Below are 22,098 nucleotides of genomic sequence, written 5' to 3' on the forward strand. Positions count from 1 at the left end.
TGACACTAGTTCTTTATTATTATTTGTTACTAAATTTTATATAATATTAAATTGCTTAATTCGTCTATATATTCAATAACTGAATTATTGTTTTTCAAATCTATATTCAATGTACAAATTTTATCGTCCTTTTGCCACGAAAGATTAATTTTATGTTCAGTGGAAGATAAAACCTTGAATTTACCGTTAAAAGCTGGATATTCATTTCTAAATCGGATAAGTTGTAGCAATCTTTGTACGACTTTTTTTTGCAGTGCCTCATCAATCTCCGTAGTGCTAAAATTATGTCGGTTGATTTCACGCCCTTCACCTGTAGCTGCTACATTTTCATTATCATTTTCACCAGCGAGTAGTCCTACATAATAAACTTGTGGGATTCCCGGAGCAAAAAATTGAATGGCTCTTGCAGCTAAGTATGCATCGTCATCACAATTAAGAACTGAATAATAAGAACATCTTATTTGGTGAACATCAAAACCGTCTTTATCTTTATGCTCAGAAGAATAAATTAAGCTGAGGTTAGAACCTCTTTCAACACAGATATCTGTAAGTTTCTTTGCATCATCAGTTGTTACAAGACCATCTAGATCCGGCTTAACAGGAATGCCATCGTGACAGTCTAGCATAGTAAATTGTTTATGAGGACGAACCTCAAGATATTTGCACAGACTAACGCTTGACTTATTTATTAGAGTATCAAGAATCATATAGGGCAATATAAAATCGTATATCCAATTGCCATGCTCCGCTAATTTAAACTGTGTTTTATATTGTGCATGGACTTCTGGAAGTAATTCAATTCCCAAGGAATTTGCCAACTCGGTTATCCAATCTATAAATTTATATATTTCAGGCTCTACAAAAAAACAACTTGTACCTAGTTTTTTAATTATATATCCAACGGCATCCAGTCGAACTATCTTTACATTTTGCTTACTGAAGTTTACAAGGAAGTCTGTTAAGAGTTTTCGGGTTTTTTCTGAATTAATATCAATATCGATTTGCTCAGATGGATTCTCTTTACCAAAAGTTGTCCATACTTTTTCAATTCTACCTGTTTTTTCAATTGTAAAGCTAGAAAAAGGCTCCTTTCTACGAAGGAACATCTTTGAAACATCTTTTTTAACAGGATTACCATCATTCCAAACCTTATCCAATGTAATAAAAAGATCAGCATACTCTGATTTATATCCATTTTTTAAAAAATCTTGAAAATATGTAGATTGCTTAGAAATATGATTTACCATCAGATCTAGAAGAATATCAAAATTTTCACCAATGTTTCTAATATCTTCCCAAGAACCAAATGTTGATTCGATTTCTAAATAAGTTAAAGGGGCAAATCCTCTATCACCAGAAGAAGGAAATGGAGGTAAAATATGAATTCCGCCTTTAAATATATCGGAAAAATATTTTAGAAGTACATTATTAAGGGTTTTCAAATCCCCTCCAAGAGAATCTGGATAAGTGATGAGTTGTACTTGATTTTTCACTGTCATATTATAAATCGCTCCTATATGTTATAAATATTCTTTATTTCTTCAATAGATGGGAGATTTACTACCGCACCTACATACTTAAGTTTATAAGCACTTACTGCAAACCCAAGCTCCAAAGCCACTTTTATTGGATATCCTTTAATTAATGCAGTATAAAACCCTGACCAGAAAGCATCCCCAGCACCTGTGGTATCAATTACCTTTGAGGCTAAAGAATCAAAATTAATTTTGCAAGCTCCATTAGAAACTATAGCACCTTTGCTTCCTAGAGTCATTATTACTAACTTTGCACCTAATTTTATAAATTTATCAATTTGATTTTGAGGAGTATCCTCACCAAAAATTCTATTAGCATCGTCCTCTGAAGGCTTTATTATGTCAACCTTGCTGATTAACTGTTTTATGTATTCTATTCCATCATGTTCTTTTTCCCATATCATTTCATGATAATTAGGATCAAATCCTATGATCACTCCATTTTTCCTTGCTTCTATAATTACCTTTTCAATAGTATTTCTTGAAGTTTTTTGAGAAATTGGCCAACAAGAAAAATGTATGATTTTAGAATTTTTTACTGCAACTTCAATTTCAGGAGTATATTCTAAATTATAATCTGCACCTCTATAAAATATAGGTATAGGTGTTGTTTTGCTCTTGGTAATAAGTACCATACTAGTAGAAAAATTAACTCTACTAATGTAACTGGTATCTATACAATTTCCCTCTAGGTGTTGCTTTAAAAAATCTCCTAATCCATCTTTTCCTATTGAAGCAGCTATAGTAGAATTCGCTCCTAACCTTTTTATATTCATGGCAATATTTGCAGGAGAACCCCCAAAATATTTAACATAACTACTACACTGAAAATCTTCACTATAATCACTAGATATCATATCCACAAGTAATTCCCCTATCGTGAAGATATCAATATTTTTGTTTTCAAACTCAAAAGTGTCATAAAAATTTATCAATTTTTGCCCCCTTCAATTAATAATAAGTTTTTCTTTAAATAAATTCATAAAAATAATATTGTTTTAACCATAAGTCTCGATTTTGGTATACAATTAAAGATATACAAAAAAACAAATGAGAGGAGATATTTTATGAAATTTATAGCTGATTTACATACCCATACTGTAGTTAGTGGTCATGCATATAGTACTCTAATGGAAAATGCAAAATATGCTAGTGAAATAGGTCTTAAAATATTAGGAACTACAGATCATGGTCCTAATATGCCAGGTGCGCCTGATCTTTGGTATTTTGGAAATTTTAAAGTACTTCCAAGAGAATTATTTGGTGTTAAAATGCTTTACGGATGTGAAGCTAATATAATTGATTATGAAGGTAATCTTGATATTCCATTAGAAATTCAAAAGGGTCTTGACATAATGATAGTAAGCATGCATGAACCTTTAATGGAAGGAGGAAAAAGTTCGGATTTAAATACATCTACTATTTTAAAGGCTATGGATAATCCATATGTTAATATTTTAGGACATATAGGGAATCCTAAATTCCCTATACATGAGGAAGAAATAATAAAAAAAGCAAAAGAAAAAAATATACTAATAGAATTAAATAATAGTTCATTTGTAAGTTCAAGACCCGGCAGTGACAAAAATTGCACTAAAATAGCAAAACTCTGCAAAGAATTTGGAGTAAGGATTATTGTAAACAGTGATGCTCATTTCTGTTTTTCTATTGCAAATTTTAGTACTGTAGAAAAAATACTTGCAGAGATACATATGCCTGAAGAACTTATTATTAATACAAATAAAGAAAGTTTGATAAAATTTCTTAAAGAAAAGGGGAAAAATATATAATACAGTATATAAAAATCAGCAACTTCATTAAATTAGACTGCTGATTTTTATATGTAAACATTATAATATTACATTATAATGTTTTTTTTAATCTCCAAACATAGCTTGTGAAATCACCCTTAAGTTCTGGTACAACCATACCAGCATACATTAGCTCATCTCCACCATATATTTCATCTGTACCAATTACTCTGTAATTCATTTCTGGATCTAACCCTTTAAACTTTAAAACTTTCAACTTTATATTACATTCTGCTAATTTTTTAAAATAACTTACAACCACATCTTCCTTATTTTCTGAAATAAACATCCAAGCAGCGTCATTATTTTCAAAAGGACTTATTAATCTGTAAAAATCTCCAAATTGAACTATATGTCTAATTTCTTTATAATCACTAATTTGTTTTTTCACAGTTTGTTTTTCTTCATCGGTCATCTTAATAATATCTAATTCATATCCAAAATTTCCACCCATTGCAACGTTACCTCTTGTTTCTAGAGGTGTAATCCTATGTACTTGATGATTAGGAACAGCTGATACATGGGCTCCCATAGTTATACTTGGATAAACCAAACTAGTGCCATATTGAATTTTTAATCGTTCTATTGCATCAGTATCATCGCTTGTCCAAGTTTGAGGCATATAATAAAGCATTCCTGGGTCAAATCTACCACCACCACTAGCACAGCTTTCAAATAGAACCTCTGGAAATTTCGTTGTTAATTCTTCCATTACTCTATAAAGTCCTAGCATATATCTGTGTGCAGTTTCTCTTTGTCTATTAGCATCTAATGTAGCCGATCCAACTTCTGACATAAATCTATTCATATCCCATTTCACATATGAAATACTATAGGTTGAAAGATTTTCTGATAACATTTCAATTATAGCATCACATACTTCTGTTCTAGAAAAATCTAAAACTAATTGATTTCTTCCAAGTGATCTTTCTCTTCCTTTAACATGTATACACCAATCTGGATGTGCTCTATATAGATTGCTATTCTCTGAAACCATTTCTGGTTCAAACCATAATCCAAACTTAAGACCAATTTCATTTATATCCTTTGAAAGCTTTTTGAGTCCATTGGGTAGCTTTTTTTTATTTACATACCAATCACCAAGGGAAGTAGTATCATCATTCCTATTTCCAAACCAACCATCATCTAAAACAAATAACTCTATTCCAAGTTTTTTAGCCTCTCTTGCAATATTCTTTATACTCTCTTCAGTAAAATCAAAATAAGTTGCTTCCCAATTATTTATAAGAATTGGTCTTTCTTTATCTCTATAATTTCCCCTGCAAAGACGTTTTCTATATAAATTGTGAAAAGTTTGTGACATCTTTCCGAGCCCACTATCTGAATATACCATAACCACTTCAGGTGTTTGAAAATCTTCACCTGGTTTTAAAAGCCAACTAAAATCAAATGGATTAATTCCAATTTGGACTCTAGCGGTTCCATATTGACATACCTCTACATTAGCTAAAAAATTACCACTATACACCAAATTAATTCCGTAAACTTCTCCCTTATCCTCATCTGCATCTTTTCTCATTAAAGCTATAAATGGATTTTGTTGTGGACTACTTGCACCCCTTCTACTTTCAATAGATTGATTCCCACTAACTAAAGATCTTTTAATAATGCTTCTTTCTCTTGACCAAGCACCTGATAATTGTAGTAAATCAAAATTATCATCACTAAAATCCACACTAGCACTTAATGCCCTTAACACCTTTAAATCTTTGGAACTTGAATTGATTATCTTAGAAGATCTTGTAATCACGTCATAGTCCTTATAGACTGTATAGCTTAGTACTACTAATAAGCCACTTAATTCATCTTTTAAAGTTATTTCTAAAGTCTGCGCTTCTTCATTCTTTTCTACATATGTGTTAGGCAATCCTTTTAACTTTTTCTTTCCTGAAAAAATCTCATGATTTAAATATTGTAAATCTGAAATCGTAGATCCATCTTCAAATTGTATTTGATATGCCGGTGAACGCAAATCTGTATTCCCAAATGATGGATACTCTTGAGGCAAAACATCTAAAGAAAACCCCTTTATGTTATCCTTTGCAAACATAAATCCATTTAGCTGATCACCTTTAAAAGGTTTCAAATAATCTAATTTAAAATTCCTTATTTTTTTACCCCAATAAATATGTTGTAAATATTTTGATTCAACTATTTGAATTATATAACTTGTGTCTTTTGCTTTAAGATGAAAAATTTTATTTTCTTCAAAATAAGAAATTGGCATTTTGTCTTCCCCCTAGTGGTTATAATATAAAAATTTATTTTATCACTAACTCTTTGAACCTGTACTTGCAACACCTTCAATAAATTGCTTCTGAAATATAATAAATATTATAAGCATTGGCCATATAGCTATCATTGATCCTGCCATAAGTTGAGGAAAATTTGTTGAATATTGCCCTTGTAATGATGCCATTCCAGCCGCGAGCGGCATCTTATCTAATGACATATTTACTATTAAAGGCCACATCAAATCTTTGTAAGCAAATACTGAAGTGAATATTCCAAGTGCTACTAGACCTGATCTAGTTAAAGGCAACATAACTTTCCAAAATACTTGCCATCTGTTACATCCATCTAATATTGCTGCTTCTTCTAGTTCCTTTGGTATTCCAATAAAAAATTGTCTAAGTAGAAAAGTACCAAAAGCGCTTATAATCCCGGGTATTATTAGAGCTGTAACAGTATTTAATAATCCAAGTTTTGAAATTATAGCATACTGTGGGATAATAAATATTTGTCCTGGTATCATCATTTGAATAAGTATTAACATAAAGAAAAAATTTTTTCCTGGAAATTCAATTCTAGCTAAAGCATAGGCTGCCATGGCACTAAAGAAAACTGAACCTATAACTCTAAAAAATATCATTAGCATTGTATTTATGTAAAATTTCGCAAATGGCAATTGATTCCATACGTCAACGTAATTTCCCCATTTAAAGCTTTTAGGCATAATAGTAACTGGTAATGATGTTGACTCTGTAAGTGTTTTTAACGAAGTTAGTATCATCCATATAAATGGAATTAGCATTGCAATCGCACCTATTATAAGAATTATGTGAACAATTAAATTGCTTGATTTTAATTTTCCTTTCATAAGTTATACCTCCCCTTGAAGTTATTCATAATGAACCCATTTTTTCTGTAAATTAAGTTGAACTGCAGTTATCACTAAAATTATTGCTAATAACAGTACTACTATAGTTGAACCATAACCTTTGTCATTCATTACGAATGAATAATTATAGAATAAGTACACTAAAGATTGAGTAGACTCCATAACTGCATTTGATTTACTAATCATCATAAATATTAAATCAAATACTTGTAATCCGGTTATCATAGAAGTAATGACAACAAAAAACATCGTTGGTGATATTAATGGAAATGTAATAGCGAAAAACTGTCTAATAGGACCTGCTCCATCAATTTTAGCTGCTTCATAAAAACTTTTTGGTATTTCCTGCAACCCTGCAAGTAAAATAATCATATTATAACCTAGATAACTCCATATTCCTACTACTATTATAGATAAAAGCGCAAGTTTTGGATTTGTAAGCCAATTGGGTCCGTGTATACCCACTAAAGAAAGCAAGTAGTTAAACAAACCAAAATCCGAACTATAAAGCCATCTCCAAACCATTGCTATAGCCGCCGGTGCTGAGACCATAGGTAGAAAATAGATTGTACGATATATAGTTTTACCCTTTATCTTAGAATTAAGTAGTACTGCAATACCTAAAGAAAGAATAACGCCGATAGGAACTGAAATTACAGTATATTTTAGTGTATTCAAAGTTGCTTGCCATACAGCAGGATCTGAAAACATCTGTTTATAATTATCTAACCCGATCCATTGATTAAGACCAAAATCACTGGTTTTATTAAAACTCAAATAAATAGTTTGAATTAACGGCCATATATTTAATATAATAAGTCCTATTATTGTAGGTGCTATCATAAGATAAGCCCAATAATAATCATGTAAATCTTTCTTACTAATTTTTACCTTTTTATCTAAACGTTTCGATGTGTTCTTTTGTTTAATCATTTCTTTCAAAATTCTCCCTCCTTTTATAAAATCATAATTAAATTTAGTTAATTATGATGACAGTTAACTATAATCACTAACTGTCATCAATTAATTACTTTTCAGTAGCTAAAAGAGCATTCATTTGTTTATCAATTATACTACAGCCTTGATCTACTGTAAGTTGACCCGTATATACCTTTGTCATTGTGTTATTTTGAATTTCATACCATTTTGCTTTCGTTGCTGAGTTTGGAAATAAAACAGCATAGTTTAACATTTCTGCATATACTTTTAAGTTAAATTGTTTAGTATTGTCTATAAATGGTTGTGCAGTTCCTGTATATGCTGGAATTGCAGCACCTTTTTCAGATTGAAGAATATTAGCTGCTTTTGTACCTAAGAAATCTTCGAATTTCAAAGCTTCTGCTGGATGTTTAGTTTTTGCTGAAACAACATCTGCTAAACCATTAATTATGGTTGCCTTTGTCTTTCCCTGAGGAATAACAGCTACATTACAATTTTTTAACACATAATCATTTGCCTTAAATTCACTTACCATCCATGATCCAAATAGGCCCATTGCAGCTTTTCCTGATTCAAAATATGTCGCAAAGCTAGTATCTGCGAATTGTTGTTGCGTTGGAGAAACCTTATATTTTTGGCTTAGATCAACATCCCACTGAATAGCTTCTTTTGTTGCTGCTAAACTGAAACCTGATTTTTTCTTGTCAGGTGAAAGTATATATCCTTTATTTTGATAAACATAATTATAATAACCTTGTTGATCATCTGAAGGAGCAACACAACCGAATACTCCTTTTGAAGAATCAGTTAATTTTTTTGCAACTTCTAAATACTTATTCCAATCCCAAGTTCCATCTGGATAAGCAATCCCTTTTTTATCAAACATAGTCTTGTTGTACCATAATGCTATTGTATCGTAATCTTTAGGCATAGCATAAACTTTGTCTTTTAATGTATATAAACTTACAAGATCCTTAGGGAAATTACTCATTTTCACATCTTTACTGTTTTTTATAGTGTCGGTTAAATCCATCAATACACCACCATTAGCGTACTTTGTGAAATTATTTGAATGCATCCAGAATACATCTGGAAGTGTTCCACTCGTAGCTCCTGCATCCATCTTTGTCCAATAATTATCCCAAGGTGTAACTTCCACTTTTACTGTTATATTCGGATTTAACTTGTGAAAAGAATCTGCAATAGCTTGCATACCCGGTTGTTGGTTTTTATCCCAAATCGCATAAGTAAGAGTTACAGGTTTACCACTTGTATCACTTGTAGTCTTAGAGCTACCACAGCCCGCTAAAGTGGACATCATAACCATAGAAGTAAGTGCAACTGCGATAATCTTGTGTAAACTTTTTTTCATTTATTTATCCCCCTCAAATTATATATATTGAAACCAAAAGGTTTCATTTATAAAAAGATTACTGTTATAATCTCTTTAAAAATTCAGCTAAAGTAAATTCTGTATATTTTAACTTTCCGCTCCTATAAATGGTATTTTGAGCATAATTAACCATACTTGTTTTTTAAGTTTAATAAAAATAGTTTATTATTATTAAACTTGTTAAACACTGAAAATATAACGATTAACTGTGTGTCTTTCTGTTGATTCTATCTTTATTATGAACTCTAAACATTTCCAAGTAAATGATTACATGTCTTCAAAATATGTTATAATGTCCACAGGTAAACTAAAAGGATGTGATGCAATGGAAGTATGGTGTGTTGAAAGTGATAATTTTACTAATACTGATTTAAACTTTTATGATTGTGGAGAAGAAGTATGTTCCAGTGGATATTTTTTTGGACCTGTAGCTAGAAATCATTTTATTATACACTTTATACTTAGTGGAAAAGGTACTTTTAGATGTGGTAAAAAGCTATATGCTTTAGAAGCTGGAGATGCATTTGTTATTTGTCCAGATCATATTGCCTATTATGAAGCAGATATAGATGATCCTTGGCATTATCTTTGGGTTGGTTTTAACGGTGTAAAAGCACCAAAAATCATACATAGTGCAGGTCTTAGCTATGATAATCCAATATTTCATTATGATACTGACAATTTTTTTAAAGATGCGATACAAAAAATGGCCAGCTTCACTAAATTGTCTTTAGAAACTGACTTATCTAGATTGTCTTATTTATATTTGTTTCTTTCTAAATTAATTGAAATAGCCCCAAAATCAAATACAATTAGCCTTTATGAGCCAAACATCGAACGATATGTAATAAGTGCCGTAGATTACATTGAAGTGAATTTTTATGGTAATATTAGTGTGAACAGTTTGGCTGACTACATTGGTATAAGTCGCAAATATTTATGTACTATTTTTAAAAACGCTTTGGGACAAACACCTATTGAATACATTATAAAAACACGAATGGAAAACGCATGTCACTTTTTAACAAACCATGATTTATCCATAGCTGAAGTAGCTACTTCTGTAGGATACTCCGATCAATTTGTTTTTTCAAAACAATTTAAAAAAATCATAGGTCAGTGCCCTTCATATTATAGAAGTAACCATCACTAAACAGGTTACAATTAAAATCATCTCCTTGGTCGCTGTTGCAGTCACCAAGGAGATGATTTAATATACTACTTTTTAATCTCATTATCTTTCTTATATTCTAAGCCATCAAGTGCTTTCTCCATTGCAACCCCTACATCTCCTACAACTTCTTCACCAAATTCTTCCAATGTATGTTTAATCTCCTCTCTCTTAATATTTACATCTTCATCACCATTATTAGGCGTAGGAATATTCTTTTTCTCATCTAAATGACCTCGATCTAATAATTTTTTAGCGACCCCGCCTAGTGTAATACCTATAATTGAGAATACTGCAAATCCTTTTACTAAATTCACCTTTTGCTTTTTTTGTTTATATTTAATATTTTTTGATAATTTGCTTAAATAATTCATAATAAGCCTCCTTGTATAATTAATATTTTTTCAACATTTATTATATTGTTTCCCAATATTAAAAAAAAATCCTTTTCAAACTAAATGTCTTTATTTAACTTAATCTGAATAAATAAGGTGACATATACATAAGCTACATAAAAATGAGGTGATATAATGGATAAAAAGCTAAGTCTTATAATGTTTAGTGGAGAATATGACAAAGCTTTAGCTGGATTAATATTGGCAAATTCAGCTAAGGAATTAGGAATGGAAGTATCTATGTTTTTTGCTTTCTGGGGTCTACTTTTGTTAAGGGACCCTGATAAAATTATAAACGATGGTAAGTCTTCATTAGAGAAACTTATGGGTGCAATGACTCCAAAAGGCCCAGAAGAATTACCACTATCTAACATGAACTTCAGTGGTTTCGGAAAAAAAATGCTTGAGGCTATGATGAAAGAAGATGGCACACCAACTCTTTCAAATTTTTTAGAAGGTGCCGTAAAAAAAGGTGTTAAGTTCTATGGGTGTAAACTATCAATGGAAGTTATGGGATTGAAAAAAGAAGAACTTATTCCAGAACTTGAAGTTATTGAAGCTAAAGATTATTTAAAGGATGCTCTTGAGTCTGATATACAATTATTCATATAAAAAAAGTGCAGAATATTTCCGCACTTTTTTTATTTATAATTAACTATCATTATTTTCTTTTTATTATGAGTTGTTATTATAATAGACTTGTAGTTAGAATACATAATCTGTTATAATACATTCATTAGATATAATTTGTAGATTTATGTCTATAATTGTCGTTTGACAATAGAAAGAAGGTATATGATGCAATTTACTTCAATAAAATTTTTGATGTTTTTTATGATTATTTCTGTTTTATATTATGTAATTCCGCATAAACTTCGATGGGTTTGGCTGCTAATATGTAGTTATTTCTTTTATATGGTCTTAAATCCTAAATACGCAATATTAATAGCTACATCAACTATCATCACATATTTAAGTGGTTTACTAATTGAAAAAGCAAATAAGATAAGCAATGAAAAAAAATCTATTCAAGTGAAAAAAATGTTAGTTTTCGCAAGTTTTTTTAGCAATTTGGGTATCTTATTTTTGTTCAAATATTATAATTTTTTCAATGAGAGTTTATCGCGTTTATTACATGTATTTAGCATCTCAAATCATGCACCATCTTTTGAATATTTACTGCCACTGGGGATATCATTCTATACCCTTCAAGCCCTTAGCTATACTGTAGATGTTTATAGAAAAGATGTTCCTGCCGAGAAAAACATAGGAAAATATGCTCTGTTTGTATCATTCTTCCCTCAAGTAGTTGCAGGCCCTATTGAGAAATCTAAAAACATGTTACATCAATTTGATGAGAAGCATAATTTTAATTATGATAGAGTTAAAAACGGTTTATTATTAATGTTGTGGGGTGTCTTCATAAAAATAGTAGTCTCAGATAGATTAGCAGTACTTGTTAATACTGTATACAATAACCCTAATCACTATAAAGGTTTTGCAACTTTTATAGCTACATTGTTTTTTAGTTTTCAAATTTATTGTGATTTTATGTCTTATTCAGATATAGCAAGAGGAGCTGCGGAGGTCTTAGGATTTAATGTAACTAATAATTTTCACCAGCCCTATTTATCAAGATCAATAAAAGAATTTTGGAGCCGCTGGCACGTATCACTCACTAGTTGGTTTAAAGACTATTTATATTTTCCACTAGGCGGAAATAGACGTGGAAAATCAAGGGCTAATTATAATATTATGATTGTGTTCCTAGTAAGTGGTTTATGGCATGGGGCTACCTTTAATTTTATTATTTGGGGTGGACTTCACGGACTTTATCAAATAGTAGAGAATTTTACTAAACCCTTCAGAAAAAGGATAGTAAAAACTTTTAAAATTAAAACAGAAGTATTTAGTTTCAAGCTTTTTCAAGCATTTATAACCTTTATGCTTGTTAATTTTGCTTGGATATTTTTTAAAGCTAGTTCATTATCAACTGCTATAACAATAATTCAAAACATTTTTTATTTTAATCCTTGGGTACTTATTAATGGTTCTATTTTTGAACTTGGATTAGATTCAAAAGATTTTTTTATTGCACTTGTTGGTATAATTTTAGTTCTAACAGTAGATATATTAGGGAAAACAAAAAAATTACGAACTAGTTTAGCAAAACAAAACATAATGTTTAGATGGGCAACGTATGTAGGTGCTGCTGTAGTCATTCTAATCTTTGGGTTGTATGGGCCTGGATATAGCATGCAGCAGTTTATCTATTCACAATTCTAGGAGGATTTTGAATGCTTAAAAAGTCATTTTTAAAAGGAATTAGTTTTGTAATTATATTATTGCTCTTTATTATAACCCTTAATTCTATTTTTATTATAAAAACAAATCATCGAGCTAAACTTACACAAGGTTTATATACTAATACAGGGGATTCATTTGATGTTGTATTATTAGGTTCAAGCCATATGGATGCTTTAATAAATCCTAACGTATTATGGAAACAGTTTGGAATAACAAGCTTTGACTATTCTACTGGAGGTCAACCAATAGATGTAACCTACTATTTATTAAAAGAGGTTTTGAAAAAACATAAGAATCCAATTGTAGTAGTAGATTTGTATTATTTAGGTTCAACTGATAAATTTGGTGATGAGGGTTATATAAGAACTGCTTTAGATAACGTTAAGTTTTCTGTAAATAAAGTACAAGCCATTCTTAACACTACACCACGAAATCAATGGCTCAACTATCTTTTTCCTATTTTCAAATATCATGATCGTTGGAAAGAACTAACGGAGACAGATTTTAACTTTGATACGGATGATACTTATTATAGAAAAGGATTTAATGCTAGTCATGATTTGTATGGGAAAGAAAATGCTTCAAATTCTTTAACAACAGAAACGGTAGATCTTCCACCTAAAACAAAAGACTATTTAAATAAAATGATAACTTTATCTAAAAAAGAAAATTTCAAATTGATTTTCACTAATGCCCCACATGACTATAGTCAAACATCAGGGTCAAAAGTTTGGACGGCTGAGCCTGCAAAGATGTTTAATAAGGTGGCAGAAATTTCAAAAGCAAATAATATTCCATTTATTAATTATAACAAAATGATAAAGGAACTAGACTTTGACTTTAAAACAGATATGGTTAACATTGGTCACTTAAATATTTTTGGTTCTAATAAAGTTACATTAAATTTAGGTAAATATTTAAAAACAAATTATAAATTAACAGATCATCGTAATGATGCAACCTATAAAGAATGGGATTCTGATTATATTCTTTATTCTCGCTCTGAAAAAGCTATAGATATTACTAATGAAACAAATATTAAAAACTACATTCCATTAATAAAAAATAAAAATTATATTATAGTTGCTAGCACAAATGAGGACATTTCAAAAAATGAAATTTCAAAAAATTCATTAATATTATTAGGGTTAAAAACTTTTGCGGGAAATAGTATTGGTTCTAATTACCTTGCAATTATTAATGATAACAAAGTACAGTCAGAAACACTTAGTAATGCTAGACTATCTAAGGATTTTTCTTTAGATAAAGGGACTTATTTTAAAAATACCACCCAAAGTGTCGATAAAAAGATACCAAGTGTAGTTTTAAATGGGGTTGAAAATCTAGATAAACACGCTGGATTAAATATTATAGTATATGATAAATCACTAAAAAAAATTATAGATAATATCTATTTAGATTCCACGAGTATAATTAAAAGATAACTAATGAATTTTGTACTTGTCATATAAATAAAAAGGAAAACCTAGTTTTTTAGGTTTTTCTTTTTATTTTTATTTTTAAATAAGCGTATATTATTATATTATTTCTACCATACTTATATTAAAAACAAATATAAAATGGAGAGTATTATGAGATTAAATAAAAGACTTTTAATTATTACAATTGCTATATTAATAGGATCTATAGGTCTACTCTATCAGTATTCTGGTTTAGTTATACATAAAGAAAAAAATAGTACAACTACAATTAATACAACAAAAACACTTAAACCAACTAGTGTAAAAACTGTTTTTATACATAAATCTGTTGATTCTTTAGAAAATAAAAAAATACCAATCTTAATGTATCATTCTATTAGTTATGAAAAAGAAAATATACTAAGGGTTCCTAAAGAAAAATTCAGAAATCAAATGAAATACCTCAAAGATAATAATTATACAACATTAACATTAGATGAGCTTTATAGCTATATGAAAACAGGTAAAAATTTACCTAATAAACCCATAGTTATAACTTTTGATGATGGCTACAAAGACAACTATACTAATGCATATCCTATTTTAAAAGAATTCAAACTAAAAGCTACTATATTTGTAATTACTAATACTATTGATCATGAAAAAGATTATTTAACTTCCGCCGAAATAAAATTAATGGATTCAAATAATATAAGAATAGAAAGTCATACATCGTCTCATGAACACTTAGATCAAATATCTTATGTAGATAATGTAAATACTATGAAAACCTCAAAAATCAAATTAGAAAAAATATTAAATAAGAAAATAGATTACATAGCATATCCTTACGGAGGATACACACCTAACACTATAAAAGCTGCAAAACAATCAGGTTATAAATTAGCCTTTTCAACTGAATTTGGCTTAATTGATAAAAACGACAACATTTATTCATTAGGTAGAATTTTTGTTAATTCAAACTTTAGTCTTGAAGAATTCAAAGCAAAATTAACTCCATAAATTTAATTAATTATATTCTATAATAAAGTCATTAAAATTGGTATAACTATAAGAGTACCTACCGTTGAAATTGCTATCATTAATGAGGCAAAATCATAATCAGAATTATAAGCCTTAGCAATTATAGCTGAATTTGCCATAACTGGCATAGCCGCCTGTATAACAAAAACTGACTCCATAAGATGTGGTATATGAAATATAGGTGCTATTAGGATTACAAGTATTGGAGATATTACAAATCTGCCGATTAATACCCACACTATATCTAAAGTAAATTTTATTGACTTTAAATCTACTAAATATATGGAGGCACCAATAAAAAACATGGATAATGGTGTTGTAATACTCCCTAAGCTTTTGCTTGTATCCATAATAAATAATGGGAATTTAATATTTAATAAAACCAGAAGTATTCCAACTATAAAACCAATTAAAGGTGGAGATAATATTTTTTTTATAATTTCCATTGAAAAAAAGTTTAAAGTTCTCTTATTTCCATCTTTAGTTATTTCATATACACCTAAAGTCCAAAAAAATGTGGTATTTGCAATATAATAAAGTAGCACATAAGGCACACTTTTTTCTCCAAATAACGCCAAATTGACTGGAAGACCCATAAATATAGTGTTTGAATTAAAGAACATAGATACAAATAGTCCACGTCTGTTATTTTTTATTTTTACAATTTTTGAAAACAATTTTGCAATAATAAAACAACAACCTATTGTTAGAAAAGGAACTATTAAACCTCTTGAGTCATCTATAAGCATCTTTTTTGTAAAATTACTCATAATTGTATTAATCATCATCATTGGTAGTGAAATGTTTATAACAATAGTAGTTATTAAATTAATTGCCTTTTCATCAATTAATTTTTTATATGCTAAAAAATATCCTATTATAATCATTATCATTATACTTAATACACTTTGATCTGCTGCAAAAAACATGTAAACTCTCCCCCAAATTTATATTAACTTAATCAAGTCTACCATATTTGATAAATGCTTACAATAAATTTAGGCGCATTTATATATATATTACCAATTGCTAATAAATTAACTTTAAGGTGCAAATAACTATTGCAGTGATCCAGTTGATGATTTAATACCTTTCCTATATTGCATTGGAGCGCAACCTTTTAAGTTTTTAAATACTCGATTAAAAGTTTTAATGCTATTGAAACCTGACTTATATGCAACTTCTGTAATGGAGTCACTTTCCTCCATAAGATGCCATTCTGCTTTAGTTATTCTAAAATTATTTAAATAATCAACAAATGTAACTCCTGTGTTTTCCTTGAAAAATCTTGTAAAATAATATAGACTGAATCCAGCAACCTTTGAAATTTTCTCTAAATTAATATTTGTTTGATAGTATTTATCTACATATTGAAACACCTTATCCAGCTTCTGAAGTTTTTCCATTTGACGACTTTCAGCTTCAGCTGAATACTCACATTTAGGCATGTATCTAATTAATATACCAGCCAAGTCGTAAAGTCTAGCCTTCATAATAAGCTTATAGCCTTCTTTTGCAGCAGTGTTTTCATTAATAAGTTGCTGAATTTGTTTTTCCATGAGGTTATGAACTTCAGTACTGGGAGTAAGATATTTAGAATGAGTAAACATTGGTCTTATAGTTCTAATATCCTTTGATCCAGAAAGAAATGCATCATAAATAGACATTCTAAACTGGATTACTGCCCTATTGCTGGTTTGCATTTCTTTTAAAAAGAAATGCACTTCACCAGGACCTATTATTAAAATATCTCTCCTTTTAAGGTGATATAAATCATTACCTACTCCTACTTTTACACTGCCTTCTACAAGATAAATAATTTCAATATCTTCATGCCAATGATGAGGTGTGCTATCAAAGCCATCATTTAAAAATAATCTAAATGGAAAATCCGGTTCGAGTACTGTCTTTTCAAAACTACCCCGCATAATTTTCTCCTACGTTTATTAAATATTCCAAGCTTTCTATGCTTTAAGAATTTATTTATTACAACTAATTCTAACTCTTTGCCTACCAGATTCATATATTGCACATATCATTTTTTGAGTTTTTATTGCATCATCGCCTGTTATATCAGGTTGTAACCCAGCACTAATGGATGCGTAATAATTTTTTATTTGTTTTGTATGACTTGTTCCCCAGTATCCCTTTGCTCCATTTCCATATTCAAAAGTATCATTCGGGTTATTATCTGCAATTAGCTCTCTACCATCGTTAAATTTTATATCAGCTCTATCTCCCACCATATTAACCATACCTTTTTCACAATGAAACTCTATTTTTACAGGAGCATCATAAGTATAATAATTAATGGCATGAAACGCAGTTACTACTCCGTTTTTATACTTAATAACCCCTTCTGCAGAATCCTCAACTTGAATAATTTTATGAGCTCTATTACTTATATTTGCATCTATATAATCAATGTCACTATCCACAAACCATCTCATAAGGTCCATGGTATGAATAGCTTGATCTATTATGACTCCACCACCTTCCATGTCCCATGTACCTTTCCAATCACTATTACCATAATATTCATCTGTTCGTTTCCATGTGACTTCAAGTTTTCCTCCTAGTATCTCACCAAGTTCTCCTGATTCCAATGTCTCTTTTATAAGTCTCGAGCCAGGATTATATCTATTTTGAAATATAACTCCAAGTGTAATATTATTGTCTTTAGCAGTTTTAACCATAGCCTCTGCATCTGAGAGTTTTATAGACATAGGTTTTTCAGTTAATATATGTTTCCCAAGTTTAGAAGCATATATTGCCACCTGTGCATGAAGGAAATGTGGAAGACATATATGCACCACATCAATATCTTTCTTTGCTAACATATCCTTATAGTCAATATAATAATTACAATTATATTGATCAGCTTTTTCCTTTGCCCGTTCCTCATTAATATCGCAAACTGCAACAATTTCTGCATTTTCAACTTCTTTTATAGATTGAGCATGCATAGGAAATATATTCCCACATCCAATAATGGCTACTTTTAATATTTTCATATCAACATCTCCTAAATAATACTATATTAATTTTTCAAGATAATCTATTCCCAGTTGTAGTCCTTCTTTAACCCTTTCGTCACTACCTTCATAAAGAGGGTCCTCATGTTCTATACTTACTACGCCGTCATATCCAATTTCTTTTAGTTCATTAATTAACTTTTCCCAATTAATGTCTCCTAGTCCAGGCATTCTGTATCTCCAATATCCAAAGTCTTCATTACAAACATTTAATTGTTTATCAAATACTCCATAAGTTTTTAATTTGTCTTCAAATACTTCAGTATCTTTTGCATGTACATGGAATATTCGATTCTTAAATTCCTTTACTGGAGTTATATAGTCAATCAGCATTGCATGTAAATGGGAGGGATCATAATTTAATCCAAAATTCTTATTTGGTACCCTTCTAAACATTTCTCTCCATAGTTCTGGTGTAAATGAAATAGTTCCTGGTACTCCTTTTTCTTGCCATCCCTTCATTTGACAATTTTCAATTACTACTTTTATACCCTTATCTTCCGCATATTTAACCAAATCTTTAAATACCATTTCAAACTCATCAAAATTTTCCTCTAACGATTTATCTATGTTTTTCCCAACAAATGTTCCAACAGATGAAGCGCCTAATAGCACAGCCGCATCAACACATTTTTTAAAATGATTGTTTATGGATTTTCTTTTTTTCGGATCTCTATCCAAATTATTATCATAATAAGCAATTGAAGATATTGTAAGCCCATATTCTTTGAAATATAACTTTATCTCTTCCGCTTCAGCCTTTGTGAAATTAGCTACATCTATCTCACTTCCTGAATAATCACGGCTGTTAGTCCTTGGCCAACAAGAAAGTTCTAAAGCTTTAAACCCATGCTCACTTGCCCACTTTGCTTTTTCCTTAAGTGGAATTCCACCAAGGCAACCTGTTAATAATCCTATATACATATTAAACACCTTCTTCAACTATTATTTATTAAATCATCTCCTGCGGAGCTGCAATATTAACGACTTCAGAAGGAGGTTTATACTACCATTGACGGTTTCTATTTGTTAGGGTATGTAGCTCCCACTTATCGAAGTGGGAGACTTTCCTTCTGAAATGTCGTTAAAATAAACTGGCTCCCCTATTTTTGATGACTCATATATTGCTTCTAATATTTCTGTAACAACTAACGCTTGCTCAGGTTTTACTATTGGTTCCTTATCATATAAAATACAATCAATCCATGATCTGGCTTCAGCATCTGCTGGGTCTTCAGAAAATCCTTCGTTAAATGCAACTCCATTTGAGCCAAAATCAACCTTAGTTTCATATAATCTACCTAAATTTTCTCCATTTATTCTTAGACCATCCTTCATATCAGCACCGCCCTCAGTTCCACATAGACTTGTTTGAGCTTCTCCAACTTCTAAGCTATTTAATGCCCAACTCGATTCAACAACTATAGTAGCACCATTATCCATAGTAATGAACCCAAAAGCAGAATCCTCTACTGTAAATTTGCTTGGCTCCCATGGTCCCCATGCATTAGCAGCATTTTCTTTTTTACTAAGTTTATGATATACATTTCCTACAACATACTTAGGCTTATAATTATCAAGCATCCAAAGTGTTAGATCTAAAGCATGAGTTCCAATGTCTATTAATGGTCCTCCACCTTGCTCAAATTCATTTAAAAATACTCCCCAAGTTGGAACCGCTCTTCTTCTAATAGCATGCGCCTTTGCAAAATAGATATCCCCAAGCCCTCCATTTTCACAAGTTGTTTTGAGATATTTAGAATCCGCTCTAAACCTATTTTGATAACCGATGGTAAGTTTTTTACCTGTTCTCTTTGCAGCTTCTACCATTTTTCTTGCTTCAAGAAATGTTTTTGCCATTGGTTTTTCACACATAACATGTTTTCCAGCTTCCAATACATCGATTGTTATAACGCTATGTGATCTATTAGGAGTACACACATGAACAACATCAATAGTATCATCTTTAAGAAGCTCTTTATAATCAACATAAACCCTTGCTCCCGCGCTTCCATATTCTTTTGCAGCAATTTTTGCTTTCTCGATTATTACATCGCAAAATGCTACCATTTCTATTTCTGATATCTTAGCTAAGCTTGGCATATGTTTTCCATTAGCTATGCCACCACATCCTATTATTCCAACTTTTAATTTTTTATCCATACAATCTCAACCTTTCTCTATAATATATATTTATCTAGTTTTTTATTATTATCGTTTACATTTACTATTTTATAACATTTCATTTTTAATTACTCCCCATGGATTGCTTAATACTTCTCAGATATTGCTTTTTACAAGTTTTAGTTTATAAAAAAAGTAGAAAGTTACGGTCCTTTTTGCAATCATTAGGCCATAAAATCCTCATAAATGGAAAGCAACTATAATTATATCAATAATCAGAATAATTACATAATTAAAGGCATTAGTTTTTAGTATATTACTCATAAAAATAATTGTCAATGATTTTACTCAAATAGAATTTGACTTACGCCTGCATTGACATAATTAAAAATTTCATGTTTAATGTATAGAAACAGAAAATATGGGAGGAACTAATCATGAAAGAGTTTGAATTAAAGCAAGGAAGAGGCACTGTTAAGTTTTCCATTAACGAAAAAGATGTTATTGGAGTACTTGATAATAACCCTTCAACAAGTTCTAAAACTGAAGAAGAAGTAATAATAGAAGCTTTACAAAATCCTATATCAAGTTCTAAACTGAGTGAAATAGTACATACAGGTGAAAAAATTTGTATTGTTATACCAGATATTACTAGGGCGTGGCAAAAATCATCCCTATACCTTCCATTTATTGTGGCTGAACTTACGAAAGCGGGCATAGTTGATGAGGATATATTATTTATTAGCGCTACTGGTTCCCATAGAAAACAAACAGAAAATGAATACAAACAATTATTAGGGGACACCCTTTACGGTAAATATAATATAATTGATCATGATTGTAGAGATAAAGATAATTTAGTTTATCTAGGTAAAACTAGCTTTGGTACACCAGTATCCATTAATAAAAAGGCTATGGAATGTGACCATATTATAGTTGCTGGGGGAATAGTATATCATTTTCTAGTAGGATGGTCTGGTGGAAAAAAATCAATTTTACCTGGAATTGCATCATATGAAACAATAATGGCAAATCACGGTCTTTCACTTAATGAAAGTTTAGGAGAAGGAACTAGAGGCGAAATCAGATGTGGAAATATAATAAATAACCCTGTACATTTAGATATGGAAGAAGCATGTGCTTTTGTAAAACCAAGTTTTATGTTCAATGTAATCATAGACAGTCATGGAAATATTTCTGCTGCAGTTGCAGGTGATTGCATTAAGGCACATGCACAAGGAAGAAAATATGTTGACGAGTCTGACTGTTCATATATAAAAGAAAAAGCTGATTTAGTAATAGCTACCGCCGGTGGTTATCCTAAAGACATTAATTTTTATCAATCTTCAAAACTTCTCATGAATTCAAGAGAAGCCGCAAAAATTGGAGGGACTATCATTGCATTAACGCAGTGCAGTGAAGGACTTGGTGGTGATGATGATGTTAGGGCTATACTCGCTAACTATGATAGCTTACTTGATCGAGAGAAATCATTAAGAGAGCGTTATACCATATCAAAACATGTCGGATGCCTTGCTTGTGAAACAGCACACAATTTTAATCTTATACTAGTATCAAATTTAGATCCTAAATTTTTTAAAAATACTGGGATAAAAATAGTTCGAACAATAGATGAGGCGCTAACTTTAACCTATACAGAAAAGGGCAAAAATTTAAAAACTTTTATAATGCCACATGGAGCAAACACCTTACCTAAACTTCTACCTATTGATTAATCATCTCCTGCGGAGCTGCAATTAATTATTTTCAAAAAAGATAAA

General features: G+C 30.3%; 19 protein-coding genes. 7 read left to right on the forward strand and 12 right to left on the reverse strand.

From position 1 onward, the window contains the following. Positions 1 to 29: 29 nt before the first annotated feature. Positions 30 to 1,499 (reverse strand): sucrose phosphorylase, encoded by a 1,470-nt coding sequence (gene gtfA, locus LL038_RS06810; protein WP_216126180.1) that lies wholly within the window; start codon positions 1,497 to 1,499, stop codon positions 30 to 32. Positions 1,500 to 1,513: 14 nt separating this feature from the next. Continuing rightward, complete coding sequence (locus tag LL038_RS06815) at positions 1,514 to 2,470, reverse strand: carbohydrate kinase family protein (RefSeq protein ID WP_216126181.1); 957 nt, start codon at positions 2,468 to 2,470, stop codon at positions 1,514 to 1,516. Positions 2,471 to 2,602: 132 nt separating this feature from the next. On the opposite strand from LL038_RS06815, the gene LL038_RS06820 reads away from it, so the two are divergent. Continuing rightward, a complete protein-coding gene (locus tag LL038_RS06820; protein ID WP_216126182.1) occupies positions 2,603 to 3,325 on the forward strand; it encodes a phosphatase in 723 nt (240 codons plus the stop codon). Positions 3,326 to 3,398: 73 nt separating this feature from the next. Here the strand turns inward: LL038_RS06820 and LL038_RS06825 are convergent, their stop codons facing one another. The 4 genes from LL038_RS06825 to LL038_RS06840 form a co-directional block, all read right to left on the reverse strand. Then, positions 3,399 to 5,594, reverse strand: coding sequence for an alpha-galactosidase (locus tag LL038_RS06825; protein WP_216126183.1), 2,196 nt, complete (start codon positions 5,592 to 5,594; stop codon positions 3,399 to 3,401). Between the two features lie 45 nt (positions 5,595 to 5,639). After that, the gene (locus LL038_RS06830) at positions 5,640 to 6,467 is read right to left on the reverse strand and encodes a carbohydrate ABC transporter permease (RefSeq protein ID WP_268056010.1); all 828 of its coding nucleotides are present in this window, start codon (positions 6,465 to 6,467) and stop codon (positions 5,640 to 5,642) included. Between the two features lie 21 nt (positions 6,468 to 6,488). After that, the gene (locus LL038_RS06835; protein ID WP_216121373.1) at positions 6,489 to 7,421 is read right to left on the reverse strand and encodes a carbohydrate ABC transporter permease; all 933 of its coding nucleotides are present in this window, start codon (positions 7,419 to 7,421) and stop codon (positions 6,489 to 6,491) included. Between the two features lie 94 nt (positions 7,422 to 7,515). Continuing rightward, positions 7,516 to 8,799, reverse strand: a complete 1,284-nt coding sequence (locus LL038_RS06840) for an ABC transporter substrate-binding protein (protein WP_216121348.1) — start codon at positions 8,797 to 8,799, stop codon at positions 7,516 to 7,518. Positions 8,800 to 9,145: 346 nt separating this feature from the next. Here LL038_RS06840 and LL038_RS06845 point away from each other — a divergent pair, with 346 nt between their 5' ends. Further along, positions 9,146 to 9,973 (forward strand): AraC family transcriptional regulator, encoded by an 828-nt coding sequence (locus LL038_RS06845; protein WP_216121346.1) that lies wholly within the window; start codon positions 9,146 to 9,148, stop codon positions 9,971 to 9,973. 65 nt (positions 9,974 to 10,038) lie between these two features. Here the strand turns inward: LL038_RS06845 and LL038_RS06850 are convergent, their stop codons facing one another. Beyond that, entirely contained in the window at positions 10,039 to 10,365 is a 327-nt protein-coding gene (locus tag LL038_RS06850; protein WP_216121344.1) for a hypothetical protein, read from the reverse strand. Positions 10,366 to 10,521: 156 nt separating this feature from the next. Between LL038_RS06850 and LL038_RS06855 the strand changes: the two genes are divergently transcribed. The 4 genes from LL038_RS06855 (at position 10,522) to LL038_RS06870 (ending at position 15,137) form a co-directional block, all read left to right on the forward strand. Continuing rightward, complete coding sequence (locus tag LL038_RS06855; RefSeq protein WP_216121342.1) at positions 10,522 to 10,998, forward strand: DsrE/DsrF/DrsH-like family protein; 477 nt, start codon at positions 10,522 to 10,524, stop codon at positions 10,996 to 10,998. A gap of 186 nt (positions 10,999 to 11,184) precedes the next feature. Next, complete coding sequence (locus LL038_RS06860; protein WP_216121340.1) at positions 11,185 to 12,672, forward strand: MBOAT family O-acyltransferase; 1,488 nt, start codon at positions 11,185 to 11,187, stop codon at positions 12,670 to 12,672. Positions 12,673 to 12,683: 11 nt separating this feature from the next. Beyond that, complete coding sequence (locus LL038_RS06865; RefSeq protein WP_216121338.1) at positions 12,684 to 14,138, forward strand: hypothetical protein; 1,455 nt, start codon at positions 12,684 to 12,686, stop codon at positions 14,136 to 14,138. Between the two features lie 147 nt (positions 14,139 to 14,285). Beyond that, positions 14,286 to 15,137, forward strand: coding sequence for a polysaccharide deacetylase family protein (locus LL038_RS06870; protein ID WP_253200213.1), 852 nt, complete (start codon positions 14,286 to 14,288; stop codon positions 15,135 to 15,137). Positions 15,138 to 15,154: 17 nt separating this feature from the next. Here the strand turns inward: LL038_RS06870 and LL038_RS06875 are convergent, their stop codons facing one another. From LL038_RS06875 to LL038_RS06895, 5 genes are all read right to left on the reverse strand, one after another. Then, a complete protein-coding gene (locus LL038_RS06875; protein ID WP_216121335.1) occupies positions 15,155 to 16,087 on the reverse strand; it encodes an AEC family transporter in 933 nt (310 codons plus the stop codon). 129 nt (positions 16,088 to 16,216) lie between these two features. After that, positions 16,217 to 17,086, reverse strand: a complete 870-nt coding sequence (locus LL038_RS06880) for an AraC family transcriptional regulator (protein ID WP_216121334.1) — start codon at positions 17,084 to 17,086, stop codon at positions 16,217 to 16,219. A 51-nt stretch (positions 17,087 to 17,137) separates the two neighbouring features. Then, positions 17,138 to 18,172, reverse strand: a complete 1,035-nt coding sequence (locus LL038_RS06885) for a Gfo/Idh/MocA family protein (protein ID WP_216121333.1) — start codon at positions 18,170 to 18,172, stop codon at positions 17,138 to 17,140. A 21-nt stretch (positions 18,173 to 18,193) separates the two neighbouring features. Further along, complete coding sequence (locus LL038_RS06890) at positions 18,194 to 19,117, reverse strand: sugar phosphate isomerase/epimerase family protein (protein ID WP_216121332.1); 924 nt, start codon at positions 19,115 to 19,117, stop codon at positions 18,194 to 18,196. 105 nt (positions 19,118 to 19,222) lie between these two features. Beyond that, entirely contained in the window at positions 19,223 to 20,356 is a 1,134-nt protein-coding gene (locus LL038_RS06895; protein WP_216121331.1) for a Gfo/Idh/MocA family protein, read from the reverse strand. Positions 20,357 to 20,754: 398 nt separating this feature from the next. On the opposite strand from LL038_RS06895, the gene larA reads away from it, so the two are divergent. Then, a complete protein-coding gene (gene larA / locus LL038_RS06900; protein WP_216121330.1) occupies positions 20,755 to 22,053 on the forward strand; it encodes a nickel-dependent lactate racemase in 1,299 nt (432 codons plus the stop codon). The last annotated feature ends 45 nt before the right edge of the window (positions 22,054 to 22,098 follow it).

Source organism: Clostridium estertheticum, assembly GCF_026650985.1.
Lineage (GTDB): Bacteria > Bacillota > Clostridia > Clostridiales > Clostridiaceae > Clostridium_AD > Clostridium_AD estertheticum_C.